Origin of the sequence: Neisseria sp. RH3002v2g, assembly GCF_014596425.2 — a bacterium.
Classification (GTDB): domain Bacteria; phylum Pseudomonadota; class Gammaproteobacteria; order Burkholderiales; family Neisseriaceae; genus Neisseria.
In genome coordinates this window covers 469,651-489,204 of sequence record NZ_CP110721.1, presented here as the reverse complement: position 1 = coordinate 489,204, position 19,554 = coordinate 469,651, and the positions used below count along the sequence as shown (strand labels likewise).

At 49.1% G+C, this 19,554-nt stretch carries 17 protein-coding genes and 1 other RNA gene; 11 read left to right on the top strand and 7 right to left on the bottom strand.

Annotated features, from left to right (window positions below; all coding sequences use genetic code 11):
* Nucleotides 1-25 precede the first annotated feature (25 nt).
* Nucleotides 26-586: an elongation factor P gene (efp, locus tag BBP27_RS02290; protein ID WP_003747153.1), complete on the top strand. Its 561-nt coding sequence runs from the start codon at nucleotides 26-28 to the stop codon at nucleotides 584-586.
* A 59-nt stretch (nucleotides 587-645) separates the two neighbouring features.
* On the opposite strand, the gene BBP27_RS02285 is transcribed toward efp, so the two are convergent.
* A complete protein-coding gene (locus BBP27_RS02285; protein ID WP_188212131.1) occupies nucleotides 646-1,245 on the bottom strand; it encodes an MlaC/ttg2D family ABC transporter substrate-binding protein in 600 nt (199 codons plus the stop codon).
* Nucleotides 1,246-1,410: 165 nt separating this feature from the next.
* On the opposite strand from BBP27_RS02285, the gene BBP27_RS02280 reads away from it, so the two are divergent.
* The 3 genes from BBP27_RS02280 (at nucleotide 1,411) to ssrA (ending at nucleotide 3,400) form a co-directional block, all read left to right on the top strand.
* Entirely contained in the window at nucleotides 1,411-1,626 is a 216-nt protein-coding gene (locus BBP27_RS02280; RefSeq protein WP_003682441.1) for a tautomerase family protein, read from the top strand.
* Between the two features lie 84 nt (nucleotides 1,627-1,710).
* Nucleotides 1,711-2,925, top strand: a complete 1,215-nt coding sequence (locus BBP27_RS02275) for a pyridoxal phosphate-dependent aminotransferase (protein WP_188212132.1) — start codon at nucleotides 1,711-1,713, stop codon at nucleotides 2,923-2,925.
* A gap of 112 nt (nucleotides 2,926-3,037) precedes the next feature.
* Nucleotides 3,038-3,400, top strand: a transfer-messenger RNA (tmRNA) gene (ssrA, locus tag BBP27_RS02270).
* A 166-nt stretch (nucleotides 3,401-3,566) separates the two neighbouring features.
* Here ssrA and BBP27_RS02265 read toward each other — a convergent pair.
* The 4 genes from BBP27_RS02265 to hda all read right to left on the bottom strand — a co-directional run bounded on the left by BBP27_RS02265 (nucleotide 3,567) and on the right by hda (nucleotide 6,217).
* Nucleotides 3,567-4,352 (bottom strand): endonuclease/exonuclease/phosphatase family protein, encoded by a 786-nt coding sequence (locus BBP27_RS02265; RefSeq protein WP_188212133.1) that lies wholly within the window; start codon nucleotides 4,350-4,352, stop codon nucleotides 3,567-3,569.
* A 157-nt stretch (nucleotides 4,353-4,509) separates the two neighbouring features.
* Nucleotides 4,510-4,824, bottom strand: coding sequence for a TonB family protein (locus tag BBP27_RS02260; protein WP_003747161.1), 315 nt, complete (start codon nucleotides 4,822-4,824; stop codon nucleotides 4,510-4,512).
* A gap of 59 nt (nucleotides 4,825-4,883) precedes the next feature.
* Nucleotides 4,884-5,552: a histidinol-phosphatase gene (locus BBP27_RS02255; protein WP_070646826.1), complete on the bottom strand. Its 669-nt coding sequence runs from the start codon at nucleotides 5,550-5,552 to the stop codon at nucleotides 4,884-4,886.
* Nucleotides 5,549-6,217: a DnaA regulatory inactivator Hda gene (hda, locus tag BBP27_RS02250; RefSeq protein ID WP_003682428.1), complete on the bottom strand. Its 669-nt coding sequence runs from the start codon at nucleotides 6,215-6,217 to the stop codon at nucleotides 5,549-5,551. Before hda ends, BBP27_RS02255 begins: the two co-directional genes overlap by 4 nt.
* Nucleotides 6,218-6,446: 229 nt before the next feature.
* On the opposite strand from hda, the gene BBP27_RS02245 reads away from it, so the two are divergent.
* Genes BBP27_RS02245 through BBP27_RS02230 form a run of 4 tightly spaced genes read left to right on the top strand, consistent with a single transcriptional unit; the run spans nucleotide 6,447 to nucleotide 10,716 of the window.
* Nucleotides 6,447-7,085 (top strand): DedA family protein, encoded by a 639-nt coding sequence (locus tag BBP27_RS02245; protein WP_003747165.1) that lies wholly within the window; start codon nucleotides 6,447-6,449, stop codon nucleotides 7,083-7,085.
* 46 nt (nucleotides 7,086-7,131) lie between these two features.
* Nucleotides 7,132-8,568, top strand: coding sequence for an MBOAT family O-acyltransferase (locus tag BBP27_RS02240; protein ID WP_188212134.1), 1,437 nt, complete (start codon nucleotides 7,132-7,134; stop codon nucleotides 8,566-8,568).
* 10 nt (nucleotides 8,569-8,578) lie between these two features.
* Nucleotides 8,579-9,607, top strand: a complete 1,029-nt coding sequence (gene patB, locus BBP27_RS02235; RefSeq protein WP_188212135.1) for a peptidoglycan O-acetyltransferase PatB — start codon at nucleotides 8,579-8,581, stop codon at nucleotides 9,605-9,607.
* Nucleotides 9,604-10,716 carry an SGNH/GDSL hydrolase family protein gene (locus tag BBP27_RS02230; protein ID WP_188212136.1) on the top strand — a complete coding sequence of 371 codons (1,113 nt, stop codon included), beginning with the start codon at nucleotides 9,604-9,606 and terminating at the stop codon, nucleotides 10,714-10,716. Before patB ends, BBP27_RS02230 begins: the two co-directional genes overlap by 4 nt.
* 110 nt (nucleotides 10,717-10,826) lie before the next feature.
* On the opposite strand, the gene BBP27_RS02225 is transcribed toward BBP27_RS02230, so the two are convergent.
* Nucleotides 10,827-11,447 (bottom strand): LemA family protein, encoded by a 621-nt coding sequence (locus BBP27_RS02225; protein ID WP_265511151.1) that lies wholly within the window; start codon nucleotides 11,445-11,447, stop codon nucleotides 10,827-10,829.
* Between the two features lie 112 nt (nucleotides 11,448-11,559).
* Nucleotides 11,560-12,648: a metallophosphoesterase gene (locus tag BBP27_RS02220; protein WP_188212137.1), complete on the bottom strand. Its 1,089-nt coding sequence runs from the start codon at nucleotides 12,646-12,648 to the stop codon at nucleotides 11,560-11,562.
* 103 nt (nucleotides 12,649-12,751) lie between these two features.
* Here BBP27_RS02220 and BBP27_RS02215 point away from each other — a divergent pair, with 103 nt between their 5' ends.
* From BBP27_RS02215 to BBP27_RS02205, 3 genes are all read left to right on the top strand, one after another.
* Nucleotides 12,752-13,660, top strand: coding sequence for a Dyp-type peroxidase (locus BBP27_RS02215; protein WP_188212138.1), 909 nt, complete (start codon nucleotides 12,752-12,754; stop codon nucleotides 13,658-13,660).
* 210 nt (nucleotides 13,661-13,870) lie between these two features.
* Nucleotides 13,871-15,538: a ShlB/FhaC/HecB family hemolysin secretion/activation protein gene (locus tag BBP27_RS02210; protein WP_188212139.1), complete on the top strand. Its 1,668-nt coding sequence runs from the start codon at nucleotides 13,871-13,873 to the stop codon at nucleotides 15,536-15,538.
* 255 nt (nucleotides 15,539-15,793) lie between these two features.
* On the top strand, nucleotides 15,794-19,552 hold the full coding sequence (locus tag BBP27_RS02205; RefSeq protein ID WP_188212140.1) for a two-partner secretion domain-containing protein: 3,759 nt from the start codon (nucleotides 15,794-15,796) through the stop codon (nucleotides 19,550-19,552).
* The last annotated feature ends 2 nt before the right edge of the window (nucleotides 19,553-19,554 follow it).

Below are 19,554 nucleotides of genomic sequence, written 5' to 3'. Positions count from 1 at the left end.
CAACCGATTTGATTGGAAAACCACAATGAAAACAGCACAAGAACTGCGCGCCGGCAACGTATTCATGGTCGGCAACGATCCTATGGTCGTTCAAAAAACCGAATACATCAAAGGCGGCCGCTCTTCCGCCAAAGTCAGCATGAAACTGAAAAACCTGCTGACCGGTGCCGCTACTGAAACCATTTACAAAGCCGACGACAAATTCGACGTCGTGATCCTGTCCCGCAAAAACTGTACTTACAGCTACTTTGCCGACCCAATGTACGTCTTCATGGACGAAGAATTCAACCAATACGAAATCGAAGCCGACAACATCGGCGATGCGTTGAAATTCATCGTTGACGGCATGGAAGACGTATGCGAAGTCACTTTCTACGAAGGCAACCCAATCTCCGTAGAATTGCCTACCATCATCGTTCGCGAAGTTGAATACACCGAGCCTGCCGTTAAAGGCGATACCTCCGGTAAAGTGATGAAAACCGCGCGTCTGGTCGGCGGCACTGAAATCCAAGTGATGTCTTACATCGAAAACGGCGACAAAGTCGAAATCGATACCCGTACCGGCGAATTCCGCAAACGTGCTTAATCAGCCCGTAACACAAAAAGGCCGTCTGGATATTCAGACGGCCTTTTTATCAATCTGCCTTATTGTTTCTTCAAGCCCTTGGCAGCGACAGTCACAATCGTACCGTCAATGCCTTTGCTCTTAATCAGCTCGCCAAATTGGTTGCGGTATACCGTTACCAAGCTGGTACCGTCCACGCGGATGTTGTAAATCTTATACACGCCGCCGCTTTGGTAAAGTTGGTAAGCCACTTCATACTTCGTGCCTTTTTTGGTTTGAATTTCCGAGAAAACATCAAACTTATTGCCGTTTGCCGTCATCTTCGGCAACAGGCGCACATTTGCATCCGCCGCACCAATTAACGCGGAATGCGAGTACATCGCAATGACCATGTCTTTGAATGCACGGATAAAATCGGTTTTCTGTTTGGCAGAAAATTCACGCCATGGCGCACCGACCGCCAAAGCCGAAATACGCTCATAATCCAAATAACGGTTGGCATACTGCTCAACCTGTTTCACGCGTTGCGCCTCTGTCAAAGACGTATTGCGTGCGATTTTCAACACAGAATCAATATTCTGCTGCATCTGCTTTTGTGCCGGATGCGTTTCCGCCGCCACATAAGGCGCGGCAATCACCATCGGAGCGGTCACAATCAAAGTCTGAAGAAAACGGTTCATGATAATATCCATCCAAAATAAAACCGCATTGTAAAAACAATCCATTCCAAAAAACTTAATTCTTTGTAAAAGCAGACATGAGCAATGAAAAATCCTGCAATTAAATTTCAGACGGCCTGATAAAAATAAGATAACATATAAACATTATTTTCAAAGGAGGAAACCATGCCCTACGTCAACATTAAAGTAACCGGCGGCAGCGAAGCCCCGAGCGCGGAGCAAAAAGCCGAATTAATCCGCGGCGTCACCGAATTACTCTCACGCGTTCTCAACAAAAATCCTGAGACGACCGTCGTCGTCATCGACGAAATCGATATGGACAACTGGGGCATAGGCGGTAAAAGCGTGACGGTTCGCCGTGCCGAAGCGCGCAATAAGTAAGCCTTGGCCGTCTGAAGCCCTTTTAATTTACCCGCAAAAAGAGTACATTTATCCCATTGTTAACAATTTTACGGAACACACATCATGGAGAAATTCCCCAAATCATCCAAACTGGACCACGTTTGCTACGACATCCGCGGCCCAGTTCACAAAAAAGCCCTGCAACTGGAAGAAGAAGGCAACAAAATCCTCAAGCTCAATATCGGCAATCCGGCTCCGTTCGGCTTTGAAGCGCCTGACGAAATCTTGGTTGACGTCATCCGCAACCTGCCGACTTCGCAAGGCTATTGCGACTCCAAAGGCCTTTACTCCGCACGCAAAGCCATCGTCCACTACTACCAAACCAAAGGACTGCTCGACGTTACCGTCAACGACGTTTACATTGGCAACGGCGTCTCCGAATTGATTACCATGTCCATGCAGGCGCTGCTCAACGACGGTGACGAAATCCTAATTCCCGCACCGGACTATCCTTTGTGGACCGCCGCCGCGACACTGGCAGGCGGTACCGTCCGCCATTATCTATGCGACGAAGAAAACAACTGGTTTCCCAACCTGGCCGACATAGAAGCCAAAATTACGCCTAAAACCAAAGCCATCGTCGTCATCAACCCCAACAACCCGACAGGCGCGGTGTACAGCAAAGAAATCCTGCTCGAAATCGCCGAATTGGCGCGCAAACACGGCCTGATTATTTTTGCCGACGAAATTTACGACAAAATCCTCTACGACGACGCCGTACACCACCATATCGCCGCACTTGCCCCCGACCTCCTGACCGTGACATTCAACGGCCTCTCGAAAGCCTACCGCGTTGCCGGTTTCCGTCAAGGCTGGATGATACTCAACGGCCCGAAACATCATGCAAAAGGCTATATCGAAGGCTTGGACATGCTCTCGTCTATGCGCCTTTGCGCCACCACACCCATGCAACACGCCATTCAGACGGCCTTGGGCGGATACCAAAGCATCAACGAATTCCTCCTCCCCGGCGGCCGCCTGCTCGAGCAACGCAACAAAGCATGGGAACTGGTCAACCAGATTCCGGGCATATCCTGCGTCAAACCCATGGGCGCATTGTATATGTTCCCTAAAATCGATACCGAAATGTACAGCATCCACGACGACATGAAATTCATCTACGATTTGCTCGTGCGTGAAAAAGTCCTGTTCGTCCAAGGCACAGGCTTCAACTGGATACGCCCCGACCACTTCCGTATCGTTACCCTGCCGCCCGTTCATCAAATTGAAGAGGCCATGTGCAAACTCGAACGCTTCCTGCAAAACTACCGTCAATAAACCTAAACAAAGAGGCCGTCTGAAAAAGCAAACCGCTGTTCAGACGGCCTTTTTCATCAAACAGCAACTTGGCAAAGCCCGCCGACATGCGTATAATCGACCTTTCCTATCTGGGGGCGATCTTGGTTTCGACGGGGGTTGCAAAGCAGATGCGGGCATACCGGGGTCTCAGATTTCCCGTTAAACACTGAATCAAAATAGTCGCAAACGACGAAACTTACGCACTGGCCGCTTAAGGCCTGCCGTTGCAGCAGTTGGTCAATGGGCTGTGTAGCGCAAGCTACCGCAACGTCATTCTACATTGACTGGTTTTCTGTCGGGTTACTTGGCAGGAAACGAGATTTAAGGTAACTGGTTCCCTGAAGGCCTGTTGGTCGGCATGATGGGGACGAGATTCTAAATAGACACAACTAAGTATGTAGAACGCTCTGTAGAGGATTTTCGGACGGGGGTTCGATTCCCCCCGCCTCCACCAGATTTAAAGTGCAAACTTTTGATTTAAAAAGGTTTGCGCTTTTTTATGAACTTAAAACAGGCCGTCTGAAACGTTTCAGACGGCCTTATTTTCTTCTCAAATATCTGAGTGAAAAACACTTTTTCTTTCAATACATTGCCAATGGTGCTTAAGAAAGATTTCAACCTTATATTTTTCTATCGAACTTCATATCCATTTTACGATGCGGTCTAACTGTTACACTCAATGGCAGATGATCTGATAAATGCTGCCAGTCTTTAGTGTTGTGAATTTCAGAATCGATGACATCAAGATTGCGCGTATAAATCCGGTCGAGGCTGAGGATAGGCAGGCGCGAAGGGAAGGTTTTGGGGCGTTTGCCTGTATTATCGACAAATACTTCGTTCAAATCTAATGCCCTGCCCAATTCATGCGCTGATTTTTGCCGCCAGTCATTGAAATCGCCGGCAATAATCAAGGGGCTGTCAGGGTTGATGTGGCGGTCGACATAGTCGCTGATGGCGCGGTATTGTTTGAGGCGGTCTGGCTCGCGCAGATTGAGGTGGACACACAGACACACCAGCGGGTCTTCCCAACCTTCGGGCACGACTTCGCAATGCAACAAGCCACGCTGTTCGAGTTTGTTGACGCTGATGTTGAGATTGTTTTCCGTTTTCAGCGGCAGGCGGCTGAGAATGGCGTTGCCGTGGTGTCGTTTGGGATAGACGGCATTTTTGCCGTAGCTGCGATGATAATCAAGGCTGTCGCCGATGATGTCGTAATGCGGCGCATCGGGGAAGTCGGTACGGCGGCTTCTGTTGAGATGTTGTCCTTGGACTTCTTGTAAAAACAAAACATCCGAACCCAATGCACCCAGCGCATCAGCCATGCGGTTGACCTGCACTTTGCGGTTGAGCGCAGACATGCCTTTGTGCATATTGTAGGAAGTAATGGTAACTGGACGGGGAGACATGATGTGTGATGAAGCGGTTTATTTGTTTCAGTATAGCACCGGAGCGTGTGGTTTTACGGCAATTTTGGTTATACTTGTTTAACGAATAAAACGGCGTTTTGACAGGGAATTTCCCAATCAAAACGCCTTCTGTTTTTCAGACGGCCTTGCGTCCGAATCAGTTGTTGATTACTTCAACATTGGTTTCAAAAGTAACGGTGTGTTGGTATTTAGATGCGGTTTTGCGTTTCGGATAAGGATATTTGGAAACGCTTTTCACTGCGCGTTCGTCCATTTCAGGATTGCCGCTGGATTGAATGATATTCACGCGGTCAACGTTGCCGGCAGGAGTCGTGAAGACATCCATCAAAACGGTTTTAACGCTGCCGTTTTGCGCTTTCATGGCTTCCAAGGTTTCGGTATCGGCTGCTTGTGCAGTACCGAATACAGCGGCAAACAACAGGGCTGAGGCGAGGAGTTTAGTCGTTTTCATGTTTTAGTCCTTATTAGGGTTGTGGTTAGGTTAAATATTTCAGACGGCCTGATTGATCGTTATTTGAAATTCAAAATCGGCCAACCTTTTGCTTTGGCTTCTTTTTCCAGCTCGGCATCTGGATTGACGGCGACAGGTTCGTCCACGATACGCAGCAATGGCAAATCGTTTTTGGAGTCGCTGTAAAAATAAACCTTGCCGTAGCTTTCAAAGGTCTCGCCGCGCTCGGCAAGCCATTGGTTCAATCGGGTAATTTTGCCTTCTTTCAGGCTGGGCGTACCGACATAGTTGCCGGTATATCGGCCGTCTTCGCCGGTTTCAAGCTGCGTGCCGATAACGTTGTGAATACCGAAAAGATGGCAGATTGGAGTAATGATAAATTCATTGGTCGAAGAAATAACCAACATTTCGTCGCCCGCCATTTGATGGCTTTGCACCAGCATACGCTGCATCGGAGAAATATGCGGAACAATATATTCGGCCATAAACTCGCGATGAAACTCAGCCAATTCTTCCTTGCTGAATCGGGCCAAAGGCGCGAGATGGAATTTAAGGAAGGCATCAATATCAAGACAACCGTTTTGATAGTCTTGGTAAAACTTTTCATTTTGCGCCTCGGTTTCAGCCGCATCGACTATGCCTTTTTTAATCAGGTATTGCGGCCAGGAGTGATCTGAATCGGTATTGATCAAGGTATTGTCGAGGTCGAAAATGGCAAGGTTTTTCATTGGGTTTCCTGTTGTTTTAAAAGCTGGCGCAAAAGCGGCAAAGTAATGCGCTTGCCCATCATAACGGCGTAGTTGTCGAGGGTATCGAGCATTTGCATCAGGCTGTCCATATCGCGCCGCCAATGGTTCAGCAGGTATTCGAAGATTTCCGGGTCGATGGTTACCTGACGGGCAGCCGCCATGCTGACGAGCGCATCGATTTTTTCCCGGTCGGTCAACGGTTTGACTTCGTAAACCAAACAATACGCCATGCGTGTGCGCAGGTCTTCGCGGATAACGAGCTGCTGCGGCGTATATTCGGAACTCAAAAGCAAAAAGCCTTTGCCGCTGTTGCGGAAGCGGTTGAAGATGGCAAACAGTAAAGCCTGTTCTTCATTATTAAGCTTTTCGATTTGGTCAATGGCGAGATATTCTGCATCCAGCGCAGCTTCTGTCAGCGGCGTGGCGGCGGCGTCAATATAGAGGGCATTTCGTCCGGCATCGAGCGCCTGGGCGACCCATGCCTGCAAGAGATGGCTTTTGCCTGCGCCCTCTTCGCCCCAAACATAGATAAATTGCCCATGTTTGTGCTGCAACACATACACCAGCTCGGCATTTTCTGTTCCCAGAAATTTGTCGAAGCCGGGATAATCATGGCTGGCAAAATCGAAGATGAGCTGGTTCACAAAGGCGCACCGGTTAGGTTGAAATCGGCTTTATTTTACGTTGTTTTGCCGTCCACCATCAAGGACAAAGGCCGTCTGAAGCCTATACCTGCAACATATCTGCACTTCTAAACATATCTTGACGCGCTCACGGCATTGGTTTTATTCCGCTTTGGTTTTACAATGTCGAACTTCTCGCCGAAACATTTGTCTGTTCTTTTTCAGACGGCCTTTTTATTTGGGAACCCTAGTGATTTCTACCATTATCGATTTCATCCTCCATATCGACCAACACCTTGTCCACCTCTCCGCCCAATACGGCCCGTGGATTTACGCGATTTTGTTTGTTGTGATTTTCTGCGAAACCGGTTTGGTCGTGACTCCATTTTTACCTGGCGACTCGCTGCTGTTTGCTGCCGGCGGTATTGCGGCCATCGGCGGCATGAACATCCACGTCATGGTATTGCTGCTCTTAGCAGCCGCCATTTTAGGCGATGCGGCCAATTTTATGATCGGCAAGTATTTTGGACAAAAACTGTTTGCCAATCCTGATTCCAAAATTTTCCGCCGTTCGTATTTGGAAAAAACCCATGCGTTCTATGAAAAACACGGCGGCAAAACCATTATCATTGCTCGCTTTGTGCCGATTGTGCGGACGTTTGCTCCATTTGTCGCCGGCATGGGCGATATGCACTACGCGACGTTTATCCGTTACAACATTATCGGCGCGGTGTTGTGGGTATTGTTATTTTCCTATGCAGGCTACTTCTTCGCCAATATCCCCGTCGTCAAAAACAATCTGGGCTTAGTCATGGCGGCAATCATCGTGATTTCGATTCTACCCGCGGTAGTCGAAATTATCCGTGCCAAACTTAACGCCAAAAAATAACAATCAATCGAAAAGTTTGAAAGTTTAAACACATCAAGGAATTGTCATGCCGTTGCTGTCTATTGAGTTTGCGGTATTCTTTATCGTATTTTTGCCGCTGTACTGGGCATTTGCACGTTTGCCGCAAGTTCAAAACGTTTTACTTTTGGTTGCCGGTCTGGGCTGGCTTTACCGTATCGACCCCATTTTTGCCGCACTGATTTTGGTTTACTCGTCTGTGGTTTACCTGATCAGCGTGCTGATGTTTTCTGAAAACGAGAATATCCGCAAATTTTGGCTGGGTTGCGGTATTTCGGCGGCATTGACTGTTTTGTGTTTCTTCAAATATTTCGACTTTTTCCGCCCGATTATTCAGCAATATACGGGGCAAAGCGCCGTCATCGACATCCTTTTGCCTCTGGGCTTGTCTTATTACACCTTCCAATCGCTGGCTTACTTGGTGTATTGCTACCGCGAGCCTAAGGGAGAGCGTTTTGAATGGCACGAGCTCCTACTGCATCTGAGCTTCTTCCCCACCATCACATCCGGCCCGATTATCCGTGCGGCCGCTTTTAAAAGCATAGACGGCGAACAAGCGGGCGCATTGGCGCAAATCCGCACCAAGCAGGCACGCCAGCTGATTTATCCGGCGTTGGCGGTCGGCCTGATTGTGTTGGGCATTGCCAAAAAGTGGTGGCTTGCCGGCGTATTGGCGGAAGGCTGGGTATCGCCTGTTTTTGAAAATCCGACCCAGTTCGACGGCTGGGGCGTGTTGTCTGCGATTTATGGCTACACCTTCCAACTCTTTTTCGACTTTTCCGGCTACTCGGATTTGGTCATCGGCTTGGCCATGCTGCTCGGCTTCCAGCTGCCGAAAAACTTTGCCGCGCCGCTTCGCGCCATCAACATCCGCGACTTCTGGGACAGATGGCACATCAGCCTGTCCACTTGGATTCGCGACTATATCTATATCCCTTTGGGCGGCAGCAAAAAAGGCTTCGGACGCACCCAGCTCAATCTGATGATTGCCATGTTGCTTTCCGGCATTTGGCATGGCTACGGCTGGAGCTTTTTGATTTGGGGCGCGCTGCACGGTGCAGCTTTGGTATTGCTTAACTGCGGCGACAAAATCGTCGGCCGCAATGCCTTAGGCCGTCTGAAAATCGGCAAACCGCTCGCCTGGCTGTTTACCTTCCATTTCGTTTGTTTCGCGTTTGTCGTATTCAACAGCGCAACGCTTGCTGATACGGAAATGCTGTTCAGCGCATTATTTGCCAATGATAAAGGCTGGAACACGCCTCTGCCGACCGACCTCATGTTGCTGGGTACATTTGCGATGATGCTTTTGCTGTACCCGTATTTGCTTCGCTTATTTGAAGCATCGGTAAAAGGCTTGGACAAACTGCCTGCATGGCTGTGGTTTATCCCCATCACGCTGATCCTCGCCCTGATTATCGTCTTCGCCCCGTCCGGCATTCCCGGCTTTATTTACGCCAATTTCTAAGGAGCAGAACATGAAACGCTTTATCTCCCTGTTTGTTTCGATTCTGCTCAGTGCGGTTGCACTGACGTGGTTTGCCCAAAACTCCATCAATGCCTATTGGCAGCAGACCTATCATGAAAACAGTCCGCTTGAGCCTTTATCCGAATACGCTTGGTGGCGTATCGGTGCGGATTGGCAACAAAAAGCCTACGAATTTTCAGACGGCCTGAAAGCTTCGCTGGAAGCAGAAGACGCTTTGGTTTCGGAAGACTCTGGCATTGAAACAACAAGGCCGTCTGAAAATACGGAAGACATTGAAACATCGGACAATCAAAAAGAGACTGCTGCTTCTGATGCGGCTAACAATACGGATACCGCCGCCAGCGAGCCAAGCAATCAGGCTGATCAGTCGGCAATGCAGGTTGTATTGAAAAAAGGCAACAAAGTTTTCTTTGCCGGCGACTCGCTGATGCAGGGCGTTGCACCTTTCGTACAAAAACACCTCAAGCAAGAATATGGCGTACAATCGGTCAACCTCAGCAAACAAAGCACCGGCTTGTCCTACCCCAACTTCTTCGACTGGCCGAAAACCATCGAACAAACTTTGCAAAAAGAACCCGACATCCGCGTTTTGGTTGTATTCTTAGGCCCTAACGACCCATGGGATTTCCCGATGGGTAAAAAATACCTGAAGTTCGCCACCCCCGAATGGGAAGCGGAATACCTCAACCGCGTCCGCCGTATTCTTAATGCAGCCTCCACACATGATGTCCAAGTCATTTGGCTGGGCATTCCTTACATGAAAAAAGCCAAGCTCAACGAACAGATGCGCTACCTCGACAAAATCCTGTCGGGTACGGTCTCGCCTCAAGCCATCTGGCTGCCGACCGACAAACTGTTGAGCAATGGCGCAGAAGAATATGCCGACTCTGTCAAAGTCAACGGAAAAATCATCCGTTACCGCAGCAAGGACGGCATTCACTTTTCCGCAGAAGGCCAAAAACTACTGGCCGAAAAAATTATGGAAAAAATTAATTTTACACACGATACACAACCATGAAATTGAATAAAACCTTACTCCTCACGCTTCTTGCACTCCCTATGACCGCCTGTGCCGCCGATGACGGCCTGTTAAGCAACTACGGCTCCAACCGCCCTGCCTGGCTGAACAAACTGCAACAGCTCAACAATACTTCAGACGGCAAGTTCCGCATTATCCAAGTTGGCGACTCACACACCGCCGGCGACTATTTCACCGACCGCCTGCGCCGCCGTTTGCAACAAAAATGGGGCAACGGCGGCATCGGTTGGGTTTACCCCAACACCGTCAAAGGCCAGCGCATGGCAACCGTCCGTTACAGCGGCAGCGGTTGGAACACCATCAGCAGCCGCAAATCACACAGCGATTTCTCTTTCGGCGGCATTGAAGCACGCGCCGACGGCGGCAGCGTTACCTTAAGCGCGGCCGACGGCAGCATGGATACGCAACAAATCTCCATCTTCGGCAAACCGGTTTGGTCCGAGCAAACCCTGATTGTCAACGGCCGCGAAATTCCGGCCAAACAAAACGGCTGGCAACTGTTGCATACCAACGCCTCCCTGCCGATAACCCTCAGCAGCAGCATGCCTTGGCAAATCGGTTTCATTAATATCGAACGCCCCGGACGCGGCGTAACCGTTTCCGCCATGGGCATCAACGGCGCGCAATTGTCCCAATGGTCAAAATGGCGGCCGGGCATGTGGGAAGATTTGGCACAAACCAAAGCCGATTTAATCATCCTTGCCTACGGTACCAACGAAGCCTTTTCCGGCAACCTCGATATTTCCTCTACCGAGCGGACATGGCGCAACTATATCCGTCAAATCAAAAACACCCTGCCCAACGCAGGCATTCTGATCCTCGGCGCTCCGGAATCTTTGAAAACCGCCTACGGCAGCTGCGGCAACCGCCCTGTCTTGCTCAGCGAAGTACAACAAATGCAGCAACGTGTTGCCCGTGACGAAAAAATCATGTTCTGGTCTTGGCAGGATGCAATGGGCGGCGCATGCAGCATGAAAAACTGGATGGCACAAGGTTTGGCAGCCAAAGACGGCGTTCACTTCTCTGCACAAGGCTATGAAACTGCAGCCGATAAGCTTGCCGACAGCCTGATTCGCTTTGCCCAATAAATTGGCAAACGCCTAAGTATTTTTCTCATTCATAGCACACAAAAGGCCGTCTGAAATTCATATTTCAGACGGCCTTTTATTTATGGCTTATTCAATAAACTGTTTTATTTTCAAGCCAATATATTGCTGCTTATTCGTTGCGTTTGATTTTCTGTAAAACGAACCAATCCTGCCTGCTTGTCAAAGCCTAATGGCTTGGCAACAAGGCGGTTGGGCAATTTGTTTAAATGGTGGTTGTAGCTTCCGGCTCTACGGTTGTAAGTGCGGCGTGCCGATGCGACTTCTGCTTCTGCGGCACCCAGCATTTCCATCAAACCGGCCAATTTTTCATCAGGATGTTGTTTCAAAAGGCTGTTGACGGCGGTTTGTAATTTTTTCAGCGCATGATTCAATGCTGTTTCGGTTTCGCACAGATGTTTGATCTTGGATTCGGAAAATGTTTTGGCAGTTTGCGCCAATGCGGTTTCAACTTCGGCACACATCTGCTGAACGTTTTGATCCGATGCAATGCCCTGCTCTTGCAGGTGTTTGCTGTATGCATCCAATACATGACGGACGGCCTGATGTCGGCAGTGGAGCGCAATGCGCAAAGAGACAAAGGATTCGCGACAGTCTTTTTTGCGGTCTTTCAACTGTTGTTTGAAATACAATAAGACAGCGGCGATTGATACGAAGATAAGTGCAAGACTGATAATGCCCATAGTGAGTTCCCTAGTTATGATGCCACTCATATCGGTGGCTGATTTTATTAACATCGATTATAATCCAATTTCAATATTTTTTCCCAATTTTCATAAAAAAGGCCGTCTGAAATTCAGACGGCCTGAAGTTTATATTTCTATTTCAATGCTTTGACTTGATGTCAATAACCCACACTTCTGATTGCGAACCCAAACGCAGGGGAATGCCCCAGAAGCCGTAGCCCGAAGTAGTGAAGAAATGACCGTTGCCGATCGCCTCATAGCCGTAAGCAAGACGATAAAGCGTACGGACGATAAGGTTGGCAGGTGCGACTTGGCCGTTGTGGACATGGCCGGAAACCTGCACATCAATCGGCAGCCGTGCATGGGTTTCGATTGAAGTAGGACGGTGATCCATCAATAAAACCGGTAATTGGGTATTTTGACCTTCCAAAAGCTGTTCCGCACTAGGACGCTTGCGATCTAAATCATCGCTCCGCCCTACCAGCAACACACCATTCACTTCCAAAACCTGATTGGCCAACACCGTCAAGCCTGCCGCTTCCAATTCATGTTTGATGCGTTTCTGATCACGGAACCAGTCATGATTGCCCAAAGTGGCATAAACGCCCATCGGCGCAGTCAGCTTCTGCAAATGCGGTTTCATGTTTTCTTTCAGGTACGCATCGACGGTATCGTCCATCAAATCGCCCGGCAGCAACACCATGTCGACTTGTTCCTGCTTCATAATATCCGTCAGCTTGTCCAATTGACGCGTGCCGAACAAAATCCCCAAGTGCAAATCGCTGGCCACGCCGATACGCAGCGGCTTATCCATCTTCTTATTGATGAATACAGTCTGATGGCGGACCACGGGCGTATAAGCGTTATACATCCCCAAACCGAGCAAACCGATCACAAACAAAGGCGCAAACAGACGCAGGCTTCGAGAAAGCGGTTGGCGTGCCACAAAACGGCGCAGCAAAAGATACAGGATAAATGTCGCCAACGCGGCATACATCACAAATAGCAAGATCACCATCCAAAACGCCACCACGCGGAACATCATATGCCCCAACTCCAGCAGCAAGCCGATCAACAAGCCGTTTGTAATGAAATAGGAAATACCCATCAGCCAACGCCTGCCGACTTTGCCGATCCAAGGCGCAAACAGCCATTGCAGCGAACGCCCAAGCCCGAATGTAAACACTTGCAACAGAATGACGCTCACAAAAAACATCTTGCCAAACATGCCTTTCCACCCTAAAAAATCACAAGGCAGATTTTAGGCCGTCTGAAACTTTCAGTGTATAATCCCCCGCGTAAAAACCCATAATATTTTGAAAGGAATCATCATGAGCCACCCTCAATCAGCTATTATTCCTGATCACGCACAAGCCGGTATTTTTATCGAAGCAGATATTTCAGACGGCCGCAACGAAGACATCAAATCTGCCTGCCGCCTTTCTTTGGAATCCTTGGCCAAACTGAAAACCCGTTTTCCAAATGATATTTTGGGTTTGACCATTGCCTTCGGCAGCCGCGCATGGCAATCGTTCGGCCATACTGAAGAAGGCAGCGAAATCAAACCTTTCCCTGAATTGGGCAACGGCCTCGCTCCTTCCACCCAACACGACCTCTATATCCACATTCAAGCCACCGAGCAAAAAGCCGCCTATGCTTTGGCTCAATCTGTTTTCAGCGCATTCGGAGACAGCATCCGCGTAGCTACTGAAGAACACGGCCTGCGCCTGTATGAAGACCGCGGCTTGGACGGTTTTGTCGATGGTACGGAAAATCCGCAGGGCGATGACAATGTACGCAATGTCGCCATTATTCCCGAAGGCAAACCGGATGCCGGCGGCAGCTATGTTTTGCTGCAAAAATACCTGCATGATTTGAAAAAATGGGATGCCGTTCCTACTGCCGAACAAGAAGCCAGCGTTGGCCGCAGCAAAGAAGCCAATGACGAATTCAGCAAAGACGTGCGCCTGCCCGACTCACATCTCGGCCGCGTCAACGTCAAAGAAAACGGCGTTGGCTTGAAAATTGTCCGCCGCAGCCTGCCCTTCGGCAAAATCAGCGGCGAACATGGTTTGATGTTTACTTCCTATTGCAACACGCTGCACAATATCGAAGTTCAACTGCTCAATATGTTCGGCGATGCAGACGGCAAAACCGACTTACTGCTGAAATATTTGTCTAAAGCCGTATCAGGCGCTTACTACTACGCGCCTTCTGTCGAACGTTTGCAAAATCTTTAATGGCTCACATGCCGTCTGAAAAACCTGCCTTTTCAAAGGCAGGTTTTTGTTATTTAAATTCCCTTAACATTTTTATGGTATTATCATAGAAATTGATCCCATTATTGCTTAATAAACCCTGATTGCAGACAACAATAAAAACTGATACGCCCCAAGCAGCTATTTTCGATAAAATAAACCCAATTATTATCCCTATAAAATTACGACACCATGTATAAATCCCGCCTTCTTCCCCTGCCCGTATTGATTCTTTCCGCGCTAAACACCTATGCGGCCAATACGCCGAATCCGCTCGATCAAATCGATAAAAACGTACCCAACCAATTCGACAAAGACTTCCGCGACAATCTCGACCAGATTCATTCGGTCGAAATCCAAAAACGCGAGCAGTCGGCATGGGATTTACAGAAAAAACAAGATAACGACGCCGTTGCACAAGAAGGGCCGTCTGAAAACAATACCGAATGCTTGGATTACACCGGTATCGAACTTTCCGGCATTACCCTTATCGATTCCAAAAAGATTGAAGCCAAACTCCCCAAATGCATCAATCAAAACAACATCAACCAACTGAACCGGGACATCGTTGCCGAGTATATTGCTCAAGGCTATCCGCACACGCAAATCAAATTTGAAACCACGCCAGAGCGTGTTTTGAAATTGGCCGTCATCGAAGGCAAAATCCGTGAGATTACCGGCGGCTCCCGTACGGTCAACGTCAATACCCTCTTCCCCAATCATCAAGGCAAACCGCTAAACATCCAATACCTCGACCAAGGTATCGAACAGGCAAACCATGTTGTCGGCAACAACGTCAGCATCGATGTTTATCCGCATGATGACGGCACCGCCTCCATCCAACTCAACAACGATGCCGAAAAACATTGGGGCGGCAGCATTACCATCGATAATAAAGGCAGCAAACCCAATACCACGACACTGCGCGGCAGCCTGAATATCGGCAGCCCGTTGGGATTGAGCGACTCCCTTTATCTAAACGGCTACACCAATCTAAACAACCACGACAGCCATTACAGTCGCGGCGGCAGCCTGTTCTACCAAGTTCCTTATGGCGCATGGACATTCAGCACTTACGCCGCCGCGTCGCAATCGCAAAGCATCCTAACGCCCAGCGTTACGCGCTACGCCTACCGCTCCCAATCCAAAGCGGCAGGAATCAAAGCAGACCGCGTATTCTCACGCAGTCAAAAACACATTGCCTCCGCCTATGTCGGCATCGACTATGTGAAACAGACTGCAAAATTTGCCGACAGCAAACTGGAATTGCAAAGCCCGGAAATTTATTCGGCACAAGTCGGCCTGTCGCACACGGCCATCCTGCCAAACGGCATTTGGCTCAACAATATCGGCGTGGAACAAGGGTTTGCGAAAAATACCGAACACACGCCGTTTGACAAGCGCTATACCTCTGTATCCTTGCAAAGCAATTTGATTCAAAACCGTCCATTGGGCAAATGGATCGTGCGCAACCATCACCAAATCGATGCCCAATATAGCCCGCATGATTTGTTTGCCGCCAAAGAAATGGACATCGTCGGTTATCAAAATGTACGCGGTTTCCGTTCGACTTCTTTGAGCGCAAGCAGCGCAGTCCTGTTGAGCAATACCGTTTATTTCCGCCGCAATACGCCCCACGGCATCTATATCGAACCTTATCTGGGCGCAGACATCGGCGTTGCCAAAAATCATCACGAAGGTTCGCAACGCGCCATGGGCTTAGTGGCAGGTTTGAATTTGGGCAAGGCGGACAAATGGCAGCTTTCTGCCGACTACGACAAAGGTTTTGCGCGTATGCCCAACCAATCAAACAGCGAAAAACAGGATCATGTGACCGTTTCTTTGCGCATTCCATTTTAAAATTATGTAAATATATATCCTTTTATCCAATATATAAACCGCTCATCTTAACGTTATTAATTTTCCATTAATATCAATGAGATGAGCGGTTTTTATTTGCATTTGAAATAGTGCACACAAGGTCATACTGGTGGTATGATTGTAAAAATTTCCATACCAATGTTAATACATTCAAAAGTTTTCTCAACAGAAATCCGATACCCGATATGGGATTTCTGATTCACTCTCCATCACGATAAATAAGGATTAAAATCCATGAAAATCGACACTTTATATCAGCCTAAGCTCTCAGCTTCCGGCAAAGTGACTGTCGCCGTGTGCTTTGCATTCCTGGGAAATGCAGCGGTAGCCGCCAATATCGAAGCCATCGGCCAAACTTCGGTACAGCAGCAAAACAATGTCGACATCGTCAACATTGCCGCACCGACGGCCCAAGGTCTTTCTCACAACCAATACAACAAGTACAACGTTTCCCAACACGGCGCCGTTTTGAATAACGCCCTGTCCGCCGGTAAATCCCAACTGGCCGGAAACCTGTCTGCCAACAAAAACTTCCAAGGTCAGGCCGCATCTGTGATCTTGAACGAAGTGGTCAGCAAAAACCCTTCCCTGATTTTGGGTCAGCAAGAGATCTTCGGTATTGCCGCAGACTATGTTTTGGCAAACCCTAACGGCATTACCCACAACGGCGGCAGCATCCTGAATGCCAACCGCGCATCCTTGGTTGTCGGTACGCCAACCGTTTCAGACGGCGCGTTGAAATCTTTCCATATCAGCGACAATGGCAAACAGCTGCAAGTAAACGGAAATTTGAGCGGCAACCGCGTGGTTGACCTGCTCGCGCCGCAAGTTGTGGTCGGCAAATCAGCCAACGTCAATGCCACCGACGCCATCAACGTTTCTTCAGGCAAAAGCAACTTCGACTACAAAACCGCACAAATCGAAGCCTTGGACGCAGCTTCAAATGCGCCGGTTCTTGACGGCCATATCTTCGGCAGTATGCGCGCCGGTACCATCCGCATCCACGCGACCGACAAACGCGCCAAACAAAACATTCAAAATGCCGCCATTACCGGCACCCGCTACCTGAATATCGACAGCAAAGGCAACCTGAGCATCCAGTCCGCCAACCTGACCGGTGCACAAATGGAATTGTTTGCCCGCGATACCGACATCAAAGGCACGGTTACCAGCCATTCCGCCAACAAATCTTCCAGCGGCAAAGAAGCGCAAAATGTTCAGCACTTCCGTTCAGACCGCAACAAAACGGAAACCTTTACCGCCAGCAACATCAATGCATCCGAGTCATTGACTTTGAACAATAGCGGCAGCCTCAACTTAAGCGCGGCCAACATCAATGCCGGTGCGCTGACCGCCTCTGCCACAGGCAACATTAATTCTAACGCGGTAAAAACCACCAACCGTACAGAATCCGACCACACTCAAAGCAAAGGCCTTTGGTACAACAACAACCTGAGTTCTTCTGTTGACGAAAGCCTGCATCAAACCAAAATCAATGCCGGCTCTGTCAATATTGCGACCACCGGCAAAGTCCAATTAGACGCAACCGAACTGAACTCGGCTGCCGATGCACGCATTGCCGCCCAACAAGGCATCGTATTGAGCAGCAACAGCGAAACCGACAGCAGCTCGACTTATGTCAGCTTCAAAAACGAAACTGCTGCCCTGAAAACCGGTATCGCAACAAAATCTTCCAAAAACTCTACCGCCCATCAAACCAAAATCTCCGCAGCCGGTGATATCGGTTTGATTTCCGAAGGCGATTTGAGCACTTACGGCGCAAGCATTGCAGCAAACGGCAATGTCGTTACCGATGTCAACAACATCAACTTGGGTACTCAAACCACCATCAATACCAGCAGCCTCGACGACCAGAAAAAATACTGGGGCGGCCTGTTCGGCGGTGAAAGCCAAGTTCAAAACAACCGTACCGAAAACCTGCACGGCAGCAGCATTACTGCCAACTCAAACGTAGTTTTGGGTGCAAAAAACGGCGTCAACGTTTACGGCAGTACCGTTGAAGGCCAAGCCGGTACATTCGTCAGCTCCAAAGCAGGCAATGTCGATATTAAAAACGCCACCAGCACCGACACTTCCGCACAAAGCGCGCGTAAAGGTACGATTTTCAATATCACGACCTCCAAAACCAGCAGCAACAGCAGCATTGAAAAAGTAACCGGTTCTACCCTGGTTTCCAATGCCGACCTGACCGTTGTTTCTAACAAAGACATCAATGTGATCGGTTCTGCATTGTTTGCGGCACAAAAACTGCAACTGGCTTCCGCAGGCGATTTGACCATCGATGCTGCCAAAGCGGTAGAAAACAAACAGGTCAACGAGTATTCCATCAAAGGCTACTCCGGTACTGAAACCAATAAAGAAAACGGCAGCGTGACTGCCAAAGCCGGTATCAAATTCACCGATACCCACACCGACACCCATTCTGTCGGCCTGAGCGGCAGCATTTTGACCGGTAAAAACACCCAGTTGTCTTCCAACTCAAACGTTACCGTCAGCGGCAGCCAAGTCAACGGCGAAGAATCCGTCAACATTTCCGCAGCCAATGACGTCAATATTGTTGCCTCCAAAGGCAGCAGCACTGTGACCGAATCCGGCCGCGTAACCGATTTGGGCGTATCTGCCACCGCATACGGAAAAAATAACGCCGCAGGCGTCGGCGTATCTGTCGGCATTACCAGCACCAAAACGGATGCAACGACCGTAACGGACACATCTCATGTATCCAACATCAACACCGGCGGCAACACCACCATCACTGCCAACGGCAATATTAATCAAGAAGGTACCGTGATTAATGCGACCGGCAATGTGATTGAGTCTGCCAAAAACGTTACCCATGCAGCGGCACACAGCGGCGCAAAATCCGATGTGAAACAAAACGGCGGCGGTTTGGTCGTTTCTGCCGGCATCAGCACCAACAAAGGCATCGGCGGTGAAATCACTGCGCAAGGTCAAGGCAACTCTTCGACCCACAATGAATCCACTGCAACCGTCACCACCATCAACGCAGGCAATGCCATCGTTTTGGCAAATGACAAAGTGTCTGATGAAGGTACAAAATACGATGTGACCGGTGCGATCAACATTGACGCAGGTTCATACCACAATACTGCCGCTCACAACACCAGCAACAGCAGCAGCAAACAAGGCGGCGCTTCTTTGACTGTCGGCGCATACACCAAAGACGGTTCAAACGTTGATGTGAATGCCAACCTGAACGTCAACTACGCTGATGAAAACAAAAAAGAATCTACCGCTATCAAAGGCGATATGAATGCGACCAATGTTGTCATCAACGCCAAAGACTCTGCTGAAATCGCATCCAACATTACCGCCAACAACAACGTCAACATTACCGCAGGCAACGGCGTAACCTTCACCGAGTCAGCCAATACTGCCTCCAACCAAGGTACAGCCGTTAATGTCGGTATCGGCGCTGGTGCGACAATCAATGTTGAAACCGGTGTGGCCGTTCCTCACGTCAACGGCTCTGTCGGCGTCAACAAAACCGATAACGCTTCTTCTACCGCCGCAGGCGCGAATGTAGCGGCCGGCAACGATATTAAAATCAATGCCAACAACGGCGATGTCAACCTGCACGGTACCAACTTGGTATCCAACAACTCCGTTGAAGTAGAAGGCAACAAAGTCAATACTTCCGGCGCGATCAGCAGCGTTAACGAAAAAAATCTGACCGTCAATGTCAACGGCAGCTACGCTTCAGGCAAACCAAACGGCGGCATCAACGCCAAAGGTAAAAACGACGCCAACGTAACCAATACGGCAAACGTCATCCAAAGCGACAATGTTGTTATTACTACCGGCTCTCCAACCGGTTTGAGCGTCAACAATACGGCCATCAACGGTAATAATGTTGTGCACTACTATGACAACACTAAAGCTTCTGCGGCGAACCGTTATACCTATCGTCCCCGCCAACCAAGCTACGCCAAACGCCGTTTGCGTTACTAAGA